This window comes from Microvirga guangxiensis (assembly GCF_900102135.1).
Classification (GTDB): Bacteria; Pseudomonadota; Alphaproteobacteria; order Rhizobiales; family Beijerinckiaceae; genus Microvirga; species Microvirga guangxiensis.
Genome location: NZ_FMVJ01000019.1, coordinates 20,713 through 36,296, shown reverse-complemented (window position 1 = coordinate 36,296; position 15,584 = coordinate 20,713). Strand labels below are relative to the sequence as shown.

Below are 15,584 nucleotides of genomic sequence, written 5' to 3'. Positions count from 1 at the left end.
GAATAAGAATGGCCGGTCTAGATATTCTTCTGCAGAACGTCGCCAACGGCGTCCTGATGGGAGGCGTTTATGCCCTCATCGGAATTGGCCTGACCCTTGTGTTTGGGGTCATGCGTACGATCAATTTCGCTCACGGCGATTTCGTCGTGCTCGGCATGTACAGTGCCGTCCTCTTCAACGCACTGCTGGGCTGGGATCCATATCTGTCTTTGCTTCTCGCGATGCCGATTGGCTTCTTCGCCGGTGTTGTCGTCGAACGCTTCGTCCTCTCACGGGTCGTTGATGCACCACCGGAATCGGCGCTGCTAGCGACACTTGGAATCTCCTTGATCATCGGCAATGCGATCCTGCTCACCTTCGGGGGCGAGCCCCGCTCTGTGCAGGTGTCGTATGCATCGTCTACGTTCTCGATCGCTGGCGTCAATGTCTCTATGGTGTTGCTCCTCGCCGGAATCGCAACGGTCGTCATGATCGCGGCGCTCTATACGCTGCTGAACCGAACTGAGATTGGGCGCGCTATACGTGGTACGGCGGAGAACCGGCTCGGCGCCGAACTCGTCGGCATCGACACGCGGCGGATTCATAGCATAGTCTTCGGCCTCGGAGTCATGCTGGCGGTGATGGCCGGCGTCACGCTCATCCCGCTCCTGTTCGCAACCCCGACCAATACTGGAGCCGTGTTCACCCTGAAGGCCTTCGTCGTGACTGTTCTCGGCGGCTTGGGGAACGTGGGTGCGGCGATCGCTGGGGGTGTCCTTCTTGGCGTTGTCGAGGTTCTGGGTGCATCTTACTTCATGTCCGAGTACCGCGAGGCGTATGGATTGGTTGCATTCCTGCTGATCTTGCTTTTCCGGCCCGAGGGCCTGTTTGGACGGACGGTGAAGCGCGTATGATCAAGCATCTCATTGGACTCGGCGTGCTGCTCGCTGTTGGCATCGCCTATCCGGCCATTTTCCCTAACAACCTGACGATTGCGATCTCTGTCCTGCTCTTTGCCGGTTGGGCCACGTCATGGGACCTGCTCGGCGGCTGGAATGGGCAAGTGAGCCTTGGCCACGCATCGTTCGTAGGCCTTGGGGCTTATTTTGTGGCGATCGGACAAAGCCAGTTTGGTCTTGCACCCTGGTGGACGATGGCCATGGCCGCAGTATTTGCGGCAATCCTCGGTTATTTCTGGGGGTGGCTGACCTTCAGCTTGCGCGGACCATACTTCTCACTCTCGACTATCGCAGTGGCTGAGATTCTCCGATTGATCGCTATTAACGAGGAGTGGTTGACCGGAGGTGCTACGGGCGTGTTCCTGGCAACACTTCCAGAGCCTTTCGGCATCGATCTCTTCTCGAGAACGGCACAATTCTATATGGCGCTTGCCTTTGCGGCTGTGGTGGTTGCGACGGTCATCGTAATCTCTCGGGCTCAGTTCGGTTATCAGTTACGAGCTGTTCGCGAGGATGAAGATTCTGCCATGGCCGCAGGGATCGATCCGACAGCGACGAAGCTGAAAGCATTCATGCTTTCGGCTGCGCTCACGTCGATCGGCGGTGGCATTTACGGAGTCGTGCTCGCTTTCATTGAGCCGCACGTCATATTCGCCCTTCTCTTGTCTGTGCAGATCGCCCTCACAGCTATTATCGGTGGGCGAGGAACGATCTGGGGCCCGTCTGTCGGTGCACTCGTTCTGATCGGCGCAGGAGAGATGTTCCGTACTACATTCGCCGAGGCGAACATGCTGATCTACGGAATCCTAATCCTCATAGTCGTGCTTTTCCTGCCCCGCGGCATTGTTGGGGAATTGGCCCGCAGACATATTCGGAGGCTCTATGCCAAACGTGCTCAGAGCTGACGGCATCACCGTCAAATTCGGCGGGGTTACGGCCGTTAACAACGTGTCACTATCCCTCGGCTCCGGCGAAATCCTTGGATTGATTGGCCCCAACGGAGCGGGCAAGACCACCCTGTTCAATGCCGTGACAGGTTTTGCCCCAATGCATTCCGGCACAATTACTTTGCTTAATAAGGACATAACCGCTCTTCCGGCATTTAAGCGGACCCGTTTGGGCTTCGGCCGTACATTCCAGACCGAACGTCCGTTCGAGGAGCTGACAGTTCTGGAGAATGTGCTAGTTGCCGCTTTCCTTACTGTCGGCCGGCGGAGGGAGGCGGAACGCCTTGCCATGAGCGTCCTCGAGCAGGTGGGCCTAGCAGACCGTGCTCACCAGCCAGCACTCGACCTCAACCTCGCTCGCCGGCGGCGGTTAGAACTAGCCAAGGCACTGGCTGTGAAGCCGAAGGTTATTTTTCTCGATGAAATTATGGCTGGGCTGAATCCGCCCGCGCTCCGGGAGATGATCGCTTTCGTGAGATCACTCAGCGCGCAGGGACTCGCAGTCCTAATGGTGGAGCACATCATGGAAGCGATCATCGAACTGTCTGATCATGTCATCGTGCTCGCCAGTGGCGAGAAGATCGCCGAAGGCACTCCGCAGCAGGTCACGAGCGACGAGCGCGTCATCGAAGCGTATCTGGGGACAGATTAATGGGTGACAGAATTCTGCAGGTCGACAAGGTCGACCTTGGTTACGGCGCGCTGAAAGTCGTGTTCGGGGCATCGCTCCATGTAAACCGTGGCGAACTGGTTGGTCTCGTCGGAGGAAACGGCAGCGGCAAGTCAACGATCCTTAGGGCTATCTCAGGCATGATTGCCCCATGGAGCGGACACATCTTGTTTGATGGGGAGGCGATCAAGGGGGCGCGGCCACACCAGATGGCTCGTAAGGGACTTGCCCATGTGCCGATGGGACGTCAGTTATTCCCTAATATGACCGTGCGTGAAAACCTGTTGCTGGGCGCCTACTTGCCTGAAGCAAAGGCTGCCCGGCACGAGAACATGGCAAAGGTTGAAGCGCTCTTCCCGGACCTCACTCGCTACGCCCACGCCATGGCAGGGCAGCTATCCGGCGGACAGCAGCAGATGGTGGCGATTGCCCGCGCGCTTATGCTAGGCCCCAAGATGTTAATCATGGATGAGCCAAGTCTTGGCCTGTCGCCACTATTCGTCAAAGAAGTGATGGCGGCCATTAGGCGTGTCGCCGAAACTGGTCTTCCAATCCTGCTGGTGGAGCAGAACGTGAAGCAGGTCCTCGCTGTTAGCCACCGCGTTTACGTGCTTGAAAACGGCAGGCAGGTGCTTGATGGTCCCTCGGAGGAGTTACAGGGCCATCCGATGATCCGTAAAGCCTACCTCGGACTTTAGGCTGCAATTAACAAGCCGTACCGAGCCCAAGACGCACATGAACTAGGATTCTGCATAAGAGGAAAATGATTTCGGACACGCGTACTAACGCTTGTAGCTGCAATATTTAGAGCTTGTTACTTCTTGGAAGTGTCTTGAGAAGGATTCTTGGGTTTAGTTCGCCAGATCGTCGCCACGGTCAGGTAAGTAGCATCCCTTTTTCAGGAGTTACAGAACTCTATCTCATTGATCGATTTTATCGCTGACACTCAATCACTTTGAATTTATGAGATAACATATGGTTTTAACTTCCAATTTGCACAGGGGACACATCATTGGCGCGACCTCCCAGCCAACGGAGTACGTGTCGGGCCAACAAGGATACTCGATTAGGGCCAAGTGTGTTCGCCCAGGCCTATAATAAGAAACATTATTAGCGAATGCTTTGTAGACGAAAGCGAGGCGTTGGAGCAACGAGCATCACGCCCGCCGCTCCCTGAGCGGAAGACCTCAGGAGCATTGTCATGAAAATGCCAAGGTATCTGATCTTGATACCTTATGAGCAAAGTCCCCAAGCGCCCGAACGAAGTTGACGATCTCAGAGAGCAGGATGATCAGGCTAGACCGGATCGGTCAAAATCCACCAAACCAAAGCGCTCCGCTGCATCGAAGAAGGCGAATGCAGCTCTGAGGCTTCCAGACGCTGATATGCCCAATGGAGTGCTAGAAGAACTTGAAGGGAACAGTAGCTCTAGCCTTTCACCCACGCAGACTAGCAACGTCAGCCGAAGCGGCAGCTTGCCAGTGGAAGGTAATCAGAACGCGCCGGACCGACCCGACCCATCCAGCATAATCGGAAACACGGCCGGGCGACCGGTGCACTCGGTTGACCCTGTCTCGGAAGAGGCGAAACTCAGCGTTGTGAGTAAGCCGCCCCAGCCCAGGGAAGGAGTGGAGATGCTAGCCCAGAAGCCGGAGCCAACTCAGCATCACCCTGTGGGCCATTACGGCACGTCAGATCTGAAAGATGATTTTCCTAGAGGCATCAAACAAAAAGCTGAAAATTCGACTAGCGTGTGGGGCCCACGCCTTCAGGCTGCGTCTGATCGGGTGAGCAATACCTCGGAACGTGTAAAAGTCTGGGCGCAGGAGGAGCGCAAGGTTGATATGAGCGCCAACGTTAGAAAAGCGGTAAATCCAATCTACATTCTTGCTGCGGTTACCCTTGGTATTCCGGCTTTGCTGCTGATCCTGTTGATTGGACTGAACCCAGGGGTTCTCGAAGGATCCCTTACAGCCGTAGCCACTTTTCTCGTGATTTCTGCCTTTATCACGGCTGCGGTGTTTGAGATCAAGCGGTTGGCAGACCAATCCTCTGATGAGGAGCATTACTGACAGACTTGGAATTGCTGGTTCTATTTAGGTCCTGCCGAGACTAGGGATGTCATTGCTTTAAGAAGCGATATAGGAGTCGGTGCTGCCGGTTTCGCCAACAGGTTTTGATGCATATCGGTTGTTCCGGATTTGTAGGCTTTCTATCGGATGTAATAGCAGTGGGGAGTGGCGTGCTCGGGGCAGGCATTTCGATCACTCCGTAAGCCTCTTGTGCGAACGGTGATATCTGGCTGGCGTGCGACCCCACCCTACGCAATCTGGAAGAGACGATGGCCAAGCAGGGCGTCTTTGCCGATCGCTCTACAATCCACAGGTAGACGGTTCATTACGCGCTGCTCCTGCTGGAGTAGCTCCGGAAGTGTGCGATCTCTGACAGATGGCACGGGAACGAAACGTATAGCAAAGTTCGTGGACGACGGCGGAATCCCTATCGCGCTCTTGAAGCCACGGCAACACGCTTGAATTCTGGTTCCGTGAGCAGATCGATGTGATCCGGACCAAACGGTTTCTGTGCAGAACCTTCAAACGGACATGGATGACCCGAACAGGTTGTCATCGACTGCATCTGGAGAATCTGTAGGCGGTGGATCGATTCCAGAAGGAACTGTGGCATGATCCTGGACATGCATTAATGTCCGATAACGCGGAAGGGATAGGCGAAGTATGTCTGCATTGCGCAGCCTTCATTATCTGAGCAGTTCGAGTTGCTAGCCGGCTGAGCTTGCTACTGAGTAACTGTCTGTCCACGCCGCCTCTCCGAGTTCGCAACACAACCTGACGTGAGGACGTCGTTCTTGCGCAATCAACAGTATAGTGCCAGCTGCAGATTGAAGAGAAACGAAATACGCAGCCTAATGATCGTCCGTAATGTCGCAGCGTTCACGGTTGCTGACCTTTACGACTGGATATACGAGGGCCTAAGCTCACAAATCCATTATCAGTCCTACGGTATCATGCCTCTCCAGCGCCGATTTCTCATTCCCTCGTCCGTGGCGCGCCTCATCCAGCGTGAAAAGGGCGTCTTCCGTCAGGTCGAAGGCTTCTTTCCAGTGCAGCATAACCGGCTCTCCTTCGTTCATCTCGAAGAACACCGGGCCTTCCTAATACTCCAAGCAACAGGTCCTGATGGAGAGACCGAGGACCGGACAGAGATTCCGATCCCCCATGCTCACGCTCTTCTCGACGTGTGTGCCGGCGAGGTCGAATATGTCCGGGCCAAGCTTCCGATTGGTTCCTATATCGCTCTCGTCGATCACATCCTCAGACCCAGCCTTCTTCACCTGGTAACTGTTGAGTTCGGCAGTCCCGAAGAGGCGAACGCCTTCCGCCCCTTGGAATGGTTCGGCCCTGAGGTTACCGGACAGCCTAGATTCACCAACCAAGGGCTCGCCGCCTTGAACGGGACAGGCGGAGCTCCTGATATGCCCCTATCCGACGTGGCACTCAACAGCCTGATCGATACCCTGGACAATCGCCTTCCGGCCCAAGCTCGAGTTCCGATCAACCCGCCCAAGGCCAAACAGGTCCACGAGACCAGGGCGTCGGCGGGTCCCGCCTCTGGCATAGGTGGTGCGACTGAAGTCAGCCTCAAAGACATAGAGGCTGCGATGATGCGTGAGATGGAACTCACAATCCGGACCAAGCCAACTTCCTAGGCCCAGCCTGCGATGGCAGATATTCGCTCGCCGATCCGGCACTATTTGGTGCTCTACCGTCGTGACCCGGAGCAGGGACAGGCGCGGTACTACAGCCTGATGATCGAGCGGTGACCTGATCCCTGGAAACTGGACCAGGCAAAGTGGGAATTTTCCCGTAATCTCCCCTGGCTGGGAGAAGGGAACGGGCCATGAAGGTGTCCAGGTTTTCGGAGCAGCAGATTGCTCTGCTCCTCAAGCAGGTCGATGACGGCGCGAGCGTCGAGGAGGTCTGCCGCCGGGCCGGGATTTCGCAGCAGACCTATTATCGGTGGCGCAAGAAGTATGCCGGGCTGATGCCCTCGGAGGTGCGGCGCCTCAAGCAGCTCGAGGAGGAGAACCGGCGCCTGAAGCAGATGGTGGCGGACCTCTCGCTCGACAAAGCCATGCTGCAGGACGTACTGTCAAAAAAGCTCTGAAGCCTGCGCGGGTGCGGCGGCTGGTGGATGGTTTGCAAGGTGCGTTCCAGGTCTCGATCCGACGGGCCTGTCGCGTGCTGCAGTTCCAGAAATCCTCCTACTTCTACCGCTCGCGTCGCCTGTCGCAGGCTGCCCTGTCCAAGCGCATCCGGGAAATCGCCGAGACGCGTGTGCGCTATGGCTATCGCCGCATTCACGTGCTGTTGCAGCGGGAGGGATGGCGCGTGAACCACAAGCGGGTCTACCGGCTGTATGTCGAAGAAGGCTTGCAGATCAGGAACGAGCGTCCGAAGCGGAAGGTGGCCGCAAAGGTACGCTCGGACCGTAAGGCACCCTCAGCCCCGAATGAGGTCTGGGCGATGGACTTCCTGTCCGACCAGCTCTTCGACGGCCGCAAGATCCGGATTCTGACGATTGTGGATGCGTTCTCGAAGCTCTCGCCGGCCATCGATGTCCGCTTCCGCTACACCGGCGCTGACGTGGTTACGACACTCGACCGGGTAGCCGGCCTCTATGGTGTTCCGCAAACCATTCGGGTGGACAATGGCCCCGAATTCGTCTCGCGTGCTCTCGATCTGTGGGCTTACCAGCATGGGGTTGTTCTGGACTTCTCCCGTCCTGGCAAACCCACCGATAACAGCTTCGTGGAGGCGTTCAACGGCAAGGTCCGGGCCGAATGCATCGATCAGAACTGGTTCTTGTCTCTGGCTGATGCCAGGCTAAAATGTGAAGCGTTCAGACACGAGTACAATGGCGAAAGACCACACAGCTCGATTGGGCATAAGACCCCGAGCGAGTTCATCAGATCCATCGGTGCTCCCAGCCAGCCGATGGGGCCGTGAGGCCGGAAAGCCCGCTCGGCCGTGGTCCAGCGTTCGGGGCAGGTCCAACGGGATTTGTTCGGCACAATTCGGCTGGTCCACAATTGGGGGCCTGTGGGATCGAGAGGGCAGGACAAGGTCGAGCTGTTCCCCGACGAAGTAGGGGCCATCAAAGCCTTGGAGACATGGGCAGAAATTCAGCGCCAGAAAGGCTTCACGGATCTGTAGGCTTCGCGCTTCTTGCCGACGCTAGCACTTCTTCGGACAGGTCACCTGAAACAACTCGCTGGCATGTATGCTTGGATTAGTATCTGCGACTGGGACCCACGGGCCCCCTGGAGGTTTGGGCGAGAGGAACCACACTTAGTGATGATCATCCGTGTCCGGCAGTTTACAATGAACTGCTTGCGCTTGGACGACTTGGTGTCTTCGACGCATCGTTCCTTCTTCTCACGGGTTTGATGCAGACCGGATTAACGATCACAAAATTTCCTGGCGTTTGTAGCAAACACCTGCTCGATGACTTCAAATGTGTCTCAATCCGTTCGGCGGACAGAAACAGCGCTCTGCCCAAGACCTTTGCCGGTGAAAACACATCCCCCATCTCAATTGCGATAGCTGGGATGGAAAGTGCGAGAAGGATGAAGACAGACCCGCAGACACTGTGTGCAAAGTCACCTTTCGCTCGGACGCCTGTCATGGGATAGAATGGCGTTTCCCGTTTATGGATCTCCTAAGATTAACTTCGCAGCAAGATCCTCCCGGCACTGTGCTCTTTCATTATTAAGGAGCACACCATGACGGCTTGGCCACGCACCGACCGGGAACCGATATCAGAGGAGAAACTCCTCACGGCCGTCAATATTCTCGCCGATATCGTTGAACAGGAAGGACAAGCCTTCCGGCCGCTGTATCTGAGCCTTCGCCAGCAGCTGACCGAATTCCGCCTACAGCAAGGTGTCGAGGCTACCCTCACAGCAATCGCGTCCCAGAACGAAAGCAAAGTTGCCTGAAACCTATATTCTGAAATCGAGAATGGTCGCATTACTCGAGTTGAGACGCTGCTTGGAGCTGCGTCTCGAACAATCTGAATGTCCCAAAGGGACGGTTATCGCCAGTCCTTTTTCTTTGCCTAACGCGGGCTGCTAACTCTCCTGTGCCGCAGTCGCTGAACAAAGATCGGTTCTCAAGTTTATCCTTGGGCTTCATCAAGTTATGACACGGGATTGCTCGATGCAGACCGATCGCTTGGTGCCTAGGTCCCGATCAGCGCCAATACGCTTGATCAATGTATTGCTTTCAAAGATCCGCTGCTCGCCGACTACGGGCAATATCCTGCTCTTCCTGGATTTCGGCCGCCCCGGTTGCGATGGGCTAGGTTACTCTCGGGCGCAAGATTGGTCTTTTGCGTTTACTGTCTGATAAAGCCACCGAGCCCACAGACTAGGATCTCGTCTATTCCTAAAAAGGGGATCACGACGGTTTCGATTCTGACACCATTGATATTTCGCCTGAAACATCTGATCTTTCAGGCGCGCGTTTCTCCGAAGCCGCAGGCGCCCTGATTGGAATAACGAGGCCATGCTCCGATCAGGGCGCTCCCCACAGCAGTGATAAATCCTGAATTGATAGAATGTTAACGATTGACTGTTTATTGTAGCGGCGCAATGTGTCTACCCACATCGCCTACGCCTTGGTTGAGTTTCCGCCTAAACTCTCGACCAGGGCGTTTTCATATTCAATCGGGTATTTTCTCTGCCGACCGGGGGGCTTCAGTTCCAGCATAGCCTTCACACAGCCAGGATCCTAAATTGCTCGACGAAAGATAGTTGCGGACTGCTGGCATCCTTCGCCCAGTGATGCACATTTAGAATACGCTTGGCGACTCCGAGGCTGCGGTACTCGTAGGATCAAAACACGACCGCGTCATCGTTGCTGTCGATAGCTCGGCAAAGGTAAACCCACTGCCCAATTCCGTCTATGCACGTTTCGTGCGCGTGCTATCGTCGCCTGCCGGCTCGCTTGCTGGATCGAACTGCGCGAGCAATTCAGACGGGTAACGCACGACCCGTCCAGGAATGGTCACTTGATCGACTAAGATATTCCTCCTGGCCATCATTACCTTGAAATCGTGCGGGCCGAGGCCACACGTCAGATATCAAGGCATGCACTGCAGGATCATAATGCGGTCGAAGTAGTGGCCTTCAAATTTTTGAAACTCCCGCGTTGGCCAGAAGCAATGACCGAATTGAGTCATTGAACGGTTTGCGAGGGATCCGTACGCGCGCTACCTGGGTGAGAGTTGAAAGAAGAGTGCCTCTTCTGAGGGAATAAAACAGACAATCCCCTGAAAAGAACAGTCCGACCTGAGCACAGCAACTGAAGGTCGGATCCGTTGGTTACCAACGCTGCACATCGCGCTGTGACGGTGCGGCCACATCACTGAATCACCCAATCATCATGAATAAACATCATATCAAGTTGAACGCCCGGTTGGAGGCGCACGCTATCCTGGACCGTCTCGTGGCAGACGGACCTACCTTCTCGTTAGAGGACGCCTGTCGGCTGATCGACCTCATCCCAATAGCACCTAGGTCTCGGTTCTCCTTCACAGGCGCTCTCCGCAAACGCGGACCAGGAGCTAAAGGTCATGCTGCTGGTATCGGTGATGTCAACCTAGAAGGGGAAACGGAGCAGACCACGTTCACCCTCAACGCCCCTGCGTCCTACCGGATCGGCGGCTATGTGGTGACGCATACGCCCGGGCACCTAGACATCGAGTTGATGTGGGCTGAAACCCAGGCAGACCGCACAGGCCAAGCTTGCTCACTCATCTATGATGTTAGCACTAGCAAGCCGGAGGAGATGCGCATTGCCGTGCAGAAGTCACTGACTGTGCTGTTCGTCACCTTCAACTACATCTCATTCGTTCCGTGGAAGACACCTAGAAACATCTAAGCGCGTTGTGAGCAGGCGATATCAGACAAAGAGGTAAGCCAGCTCTCGGGCGAAGATTGAACGAAAAATCCCCTGAAGAAAGCTGCGACCATAGCTCTGATGCTCGAAAGGGCAGGAGAGGGAATCTTCAACACCGACAAATGATAGGAGCTCCATGCATGTTCGTGCATGAACGCGGCCAGCTGCCCTCGTCAGGCACAGAGCAATCGGCGGGTGAGGCTCGCCCAATCCCTCGGTGGGGCCTCAGGCAATTTACAACGGAGGCTCGCGAAGCCATTCGCGCTGCCCTACCGGATGAGGTGTGGGTCGAAGCAACCATCCTCTCTGTTGCCCAGGCTAGTTCAGGCTATACCCTGGACTTGATTGAACCAGATTCCCAGAACTTCTCCACCAGTGCACAGCTACGGGGCTACCTACCGTCCGCGGTGGCCGAGCAGTTAGTCGCTGCAACTGGTGAGCCATTGGAGGTTACCGCCGTGAGGGGCAGCAACGCCTGGGTCAGGATAAGGCCCACGTTCCACCCGAGCCGCCACCTCCAGGCCGCGATCTCAGACCTAGAGCCAGTCCCCGCCCTGGGAATCCTGGACCAAGTGCGAGAAGAGACTCGCCTGCGTTTGATTGAAGACGGGGTCTTCTGCCGTCAGCGTCAGTTGCCCGAACCAATCGATATCCTGCGCATTGGCATCATTCATCCCGAGCGGTCGGCCGGCTATGCCGACGTTCGATGTGAGCTTGAGCGTATGGAGCGGACAGGCATCGCCACTTCGGTGTCATTCCCGGCCAGCTTCGAGGGCTCCAGAACGCGACACTCGCTATGTGCCGCACTGAAACAGGCAAGGGATGTTGCCCTAGGGGAGGGGCTTGATGTGCTCCTGGTGGTGCGAGGTGGTGGACACTCGGTAGGGTTGGCTTCTCTCGTCTTCGAGGATGTTGCCCGATTGATCTGCACTTTCCCGGTGCCGGTTATCACCGGCCTGGGTCATGCCACAGATCACACCCTGCTCGATGAAATCGCTTGGCGGTCAGCTGATACTCCGAGCAAAGCCATCGGTCTGGTGCTTGATCTGATCCGAAGCCGGGCGGAGCAGGTGATGATCGACTACCGGGTAATCCGCAAGGTCGTAGACAACTGCCTGAGCCAACAGGCGCAGCATCTGAAGAGCTTGAGAGAGCAGCTTCTTCGCAGTGGCGCAACCTGCCTCCAGGAGCAGGAACATCAGATCGAAGGAGGTCAGCAGGCGGCGATCACTTGCAGAGTCTTTCTGCGAAGCAGGCTAGACGCCAATCGGCAGGATCTGGAGCGACTCTTCCGCGAGTTGATCGGCGTTTCGCACGGCTTTTGTCATTCGTTTGGACAGGACGCTGGTCCAATTGGTCTGTTCCAGCTTTCTTTGGAGCGGGAGGGCAGGGAGCTTGAACGCATGAAGTGCGAGATCACCTGCCTTCTGAAGCACGCGCTGGAACAAGCAGATCTCACCCTGCAGGGTCTTCATCGAGAAATCCGCGCCTTCAGCATCGAAGGCACCCTCGAACGTGGCTTTGCCCTCGCCCTCGACCAGAACTGCTGCCCAATCCGCCATCTCTCGCAACTCAGCTCTGCTGTCACCTTAATGATCGCGGGCGGATCCGTGCACGTCCGCCGCGATGACGCTACCGCACCTAATTCATAGCCTAGGAGGAAAGAACAATGATGTATAACGCCGAGAGCAGTTCGTCTGCGACAACGGGATTGTACGCCAAACACTTTGGCATTCTCCAAGCGATCGCCGACCGGCTGCGGAGCGGCGGACCGGCTGATGTCGACGCTCTACTGGAGGATACCCGTAGAGCATTGGAGTCGTACGAGATCTGCCGCAGTCGGCTGGATGCAGTCCGGGCTGAACTGAACGCTCAGGTCGGCCGCAGTTTTTCAACGGATAGACTTCCGATGAAGGCGTGACCGAAAAGCGAGCATGTCCAGAATCCACTTTGGACGTGCTCGCGGAAGAACTCTATGGGGAATAGCAAGAGGTGGAATGGTGGGTGCGGCATCTGATTGAAGCCAGCTGCCGCGACCGTCGACGCTGAATGATCTGGCTACGGTGCTACGGCTGGGACTGCGGTCATTCGAAACGCTCCTAAACCACATTGGTAGCAACGTTTGACACCGCGCTGCCCTACCTGCAAATGCCTCTTTGACAGGAAGACTGTATGGGGCACCTGAGTAGCTTCAGGAAGAGTGTTTGCCGGCTTTTGGGGGCTCAGACAGATCGCTGTCTGTAAGTTCCCGAAGAGGTCTTTCACAACCTAATAGTCGCGGTACGTTGTCGACTGACGCAGGATCATCTCAGCTCTCCTGTGCTTTCGTGCGGGACCCGCACCGTGTCATAGATAGTAGGATTATTATTGCCGTGATTGAAGCAGCAGAGAAATGCGGAAGAGTACGTCGAGCGATTCTAGTCTGGAAGGGATAGCGAGCTTCCGCCAGATGGCCCGCCGCAAGAATTGACGCGGTGAGACTCTCAAGCACTGTGCGAGCAACAAGTTAACAGCCTTGAGTCTAGCCCAAACTAAAGTCGAAATGCGTAGTCTTGAGCTTCTCGCTAAAAGGCCACTAACGACCGGAAAAGAAAAAAAGCCGGGCCAAAGGCCCGGCATAAAGTCGAGGTCCGACAGATAAAGTCAAAACCTTCCAGAGGGAACGGCTGACACGGCAGTGCCGGGAGGAAGAAAAGCGCTGCCGCGTTGAAATCAGCCGATGCTGATATCGGCCGCATGGCATCTCATTGCAATGCAGCACGTTTCATGAATGGGCTGCATTTGTTGCATGGCTTACATGTTGCCTTTAATGCTCCTCACACTGACAAGACCATCGAGACTAACGCGCAGCTCATCTGGCTTCTTAAGGCAGCACCGTGTTGGCTCGATGATCTGATTGCCACAAGTGCGGTGCAGAGTTCTGTCGTTATCTGTTTGGGTGAGCGTGGAAGTTTCCCGAGGAAACGTCTAATCTCATTTAAACTAGATCGCTGTGACCTATTGATAGTCTGCTTAGGGCAGAAGTAGTAAGCTATCTCTTCATTGTGCTTAGGGCCTCTTCGGCCCCGCCCTCAAGCGCAGTGCAGCGTCGGCCGCAGTCACTTTCGAGTTGTCTAGGTTCAGGTTGCCGAGCTTCCACGACTGTAGGATAACACTAGCCTCTCCGATCGATTTGGGTTTTACGCCTCCCTCGACGGCACGCTCAATGTTCAAAGTCTTGCCATTCCACTCCAGCAACAAGCGGTCTTCTGGTCGAAAGCCAACGCGGTCCCACAATGCTCGCGGTAGGCGGATGGAGGTATAAAAACGATCGGAACGCTTGGCGTCTGGGATGGACTTCACCACAATAGACCCGCGAGCCTGCTTTTCGCTCTTAGGGCGTGTGCTCTGCCTCGATGGTTCTGTCGCGCCGGCTTCGCTGTCCGACTCCGTTACCGCGGTGAGTGTCTGAGTGGATTCTTGGGAAGACAGTGGTGTCAGCCGCCCTTTGGTACGGACATGTTCGGTCGATTGTAGGAGAGAAATCGGAGACGGTCCGACAGCGTTGACAGCCTCTTGCACACGGCTGGTGATTTCATCTGCCGATTGAACTATCAGTGGTGCCAAACGCACGGTGGCTTCGATGTGCTGACCGCTAAGGGCAACCAATTTGCTCACCTGCTCGGCCATAAGTTCCATAGTAGCTCGAAGAGCCTTTAGATCCGCAGCCATCCCGGTGAGGGTCTGCTCTACATTCAGCGGGAGGATAGGACCTGGTGCTGGCTGGCGCGGTGTATCAGCGGCAGAGCGGTGAGATTGCTGCGCCTCTTTAGGGCGAAAGACCTCCGCCGCAAGCGCCTTGGGGTCGCCGAGGTGCCGAGCCAGAATGTCTGCTGTATCCCGGCGGCGCTTATCCGCCGTCACGGGCTGATCTTGCCGCTGCCCCCGTGTTTCAGGACCAGCGCGGCGAACCTCTGCCGTCCTCAGTGGGGCTTGAGAGCTGCGCGGTTTTGCCAAGCATGCTGAGCACAGATCATAGGAGCGGTCACGTCCCAGCAACCATCCACGCTGTTTGAAGTAGCCTTTGAGGACAGTATCATTCGTATACTTGTTCGCTTCGTAGGTGTCTGTTTGCTGACACTGGGAACACTGAATCCGAAACCGATATTGTGAGGGCGCTCCACCGCTACGGGTGATATAAGGCTCGAACTGACGTGCAATGCCGGGCACTGATCATTTCCTAGGATAATTGAAGATCGCTCTCTGAGACGAGGCGTGCCGAAAGGCATCAATATTGCCCGTCATCATGAAAGCAATAAGGGTGAATAGGCGATCTTTAGTTCAACTTTCGGCAAGATCCAAGTTCGTATGTTTGCTTAAGCTTCCAAGCGGTACGACAAATCCCATAGGCTAGGTGCTGCCCGACCGGAGAAAGGACCTCCACCGATTACGGGGACTGTAAAGTGGTTTGATCCCGTTAAAAGGATATAGGTTCACCTTGGCTGTTATATTGTATGTCTGAGGGGCAACTCATAGTCTATCTGGACTAATTTTCCTCGTTAGCGAACTCCTAGATTATTCGGTCCAGGAGAAAAACTGTGCATCATCATAAGTCCGAACGGGGCGATCCAGTCCGTAAGGCTCAACAGGCCGAAAGCCGCCTCGTCCAACACAAAAAGCGAACTCGTCTTATCCTCGCCCTGCTTTCTGTTCTCAACGCAATCCTACTTGCGCTGATCATAAGCCATCTGTGGGGCCATCCCTGGGTCCAGGAGAGTATCCAAGAGATCGCTCCATAACGTCAGATCGGAAACTCACGGACAATTACCTCAATCGTGGAGAAACGGTCGTACCATCTCACTAGCGACCCAAGATCGTGTCTAGGAAGGGAAGTGGAGGCCTCGCCTGGACTTGAACCAGGGTCCCAGGATTTGCACTCCTGTGCGTCGCCGTCTCCGCCACGAGGCCATCTATATAAATGATAACCGAGGCGAGTTGACGGTGATCAACTCTTTCGAGGTGCGACATATCCCATTCCAGCGAGCAAACGAGCTAGAGCGCAGAAGGC

General features: G+C 55.6%; 13 protein-coding genes and 1 tRNA gene. 12 read left to right on the top strand and 2 right to left on the bottom strand.

Annotated features, from left to right (window positions below):
- The first annotated feature begins 8 nt into the window (after positions 1–8).
- From BLP10_RS21735 to xseB, 12 genes are all read left to right on the top strand, one after another.
- Positions 9–893, top strand: a complete 885-nt coding sequence (locus BLP10_RS21735; RefSeq protein ID WP_091139488.1) for a branched-chain amino acid ABC transporter permease — start codon at positions 9–11, stop codon at positions 891–893.
- Positions 890–1,843 (top strand): branched-chain amino acid ABC transporter permease, encoded by a 954-nt coding sequence (locus BLP10_RS21730; protein WP_091139486.1) that lies wholly within the window; start codon positions 890–892, stop codon positions 1,841–1,843. Before BLP10_RS21735 ends, BLP10_RS21730 begins: the two co-directional genes overlap by 4 nt.
- Complete coding sequence (locus BLP10_RS21725) at positions 1,821–2,537, top strand: ABC transporter ATP-binding protein (protein WP_091139484.1); 717 nt, start codon at positions 1,821–1,823, stop codon at positions 2,535–2,537. Before BLP10_RS21730 ends, BLP10_RS21725 begins: the two co-directional genes overlap by 23 nt.
- Complete coding sequence (locus BLP10_RS21720) at positions 2,537–3,253, top strand: ABC transporter ATP-binding protein (protein WP_091139481.1); 717 nt, start codon at positions 2,537–2,539, stop codon at positions 3,251–3,253. The genes BLP10_RS21725 and BLP10_RS21720 overlap by 1 nt, the downstream gene beginning before the upstream one ends.
- 936 nt (positions 3,254–4,189) lie before the next feature.
- Positions 4,190–4,627, top strand: a complete 438-nt coding sequence (locus tag BLP10_RS22985) for a hypothetical protein (protein ID WP_139165568.1) — start codon at positions 4,190–4,192, stop codon at positions 4,625–4,627.
- A gap of 854 nt (positions 4,628–5,481) precedes the next feature.
- A complete protein-coding gene (locus BLP10_RS21710) occupies positions 5,482–6,282 on the top strand; it encodes a CYTH domain-containing protein (protein ID WP_244510755.1) in 801 nt (266 codons plus the stop codon).
- Between the two features lie 191 nt (positions 6,283–6,473).
- A protein-coding gene (locus tag BLP10_RS21700; protein ID WP_091139474.1) for an IS3 family transposase occupies positions 6,474–7,582 on the top strand; the annotation gives its coding sequence in 2 pieces (ribosomal slippage) (positions 6,474–6,726 and positions 6,726–7,582; 1,110 coding nt in all).
- A gap of 21 nt (positions 7,583–7,603) precedes the next feature.
- Positions 7,604–7,789, top strand: a complete 186-nt coding sequence (locus BLP10_RS23910) for a WGR domain-containing protein (RefSeq protein ID WP_091139471.1) — start codon at positions 7,604–7,606, stop codon at positions 7,787–7,789.
- Between the two features lie 569 nt (positions 7,790–8,358).
- On the top strand, positions 8,359–8,574 hold the full coding sequence (locus tag BLP10_RS21690) for a hypothetical protein (RefSeq protein ID WP_091139468.1): 216 nt from the start codon (positions 8,359–8,361) through the stop codon (positions 8,572–8,574).
- Between the two features lie 1,447 nt (positions 8,575–10,021).
- Complete coding sequence (locus BLP10_RS21685) at positions 10,022–10,519, top strand: hypothetical protein (protein WP_175494004.1); 498 nt, start codon at positions 10,022–10,024, stop codon at positions 10,517–10,519.
- Between the two features lie 158 nt (positions 10,520–10,677).
- Entirely contained in the window at positions 10,678–12,189 is a 1,512-nt protein-coding gene (locus BLP10_RS21680; RefSeq protein WP_175494003.1) for an exodeoxyribonuclease VII large subunit, read from the top strand.
- 17 nt (positions 12,190–12,206) lie between these two features.
- The gene (gene xseB, locus BLP10_RS23420) at positions 12,207–12,458 is read left to right on the top strand and encodes an exodeoxyribonuclease VII small subunit (RefSeq protein WP_091139463.1); all 252 of its coding nucleotides are present in this window, start codon (positions 12,207–12,209) and stop codon (positions 12,456–12,458) included.
- 1,127 nt (positions 12,459–13,585) lie between these two features.
- Here xseB and BLP10_RS21670 read toward each other — a convergent pair.
- Together BLP10_RS21670 and BLP10_RS21665 are read right to left on the bottom strand one after the other, a co-directional pair.
- A complete protein-coding gene (locus tag BLP10_RS21670) occupies positions 13,586–14,440 on the bottom strand; it encodes a hypothetical protein (protein WP_244510754.1) in 855 nt (284 codons plus the stop codon).
- A gap of 969 nt (positions 14,441–15,409) precedes the next feature.
- A tRNA-Cys gene (locus BLP10_RS21665) sits at positions 15,410–15,484 on the bottom strand.
- Positions 15,485–15,584 lie beyond the last annotated feature (100 nt).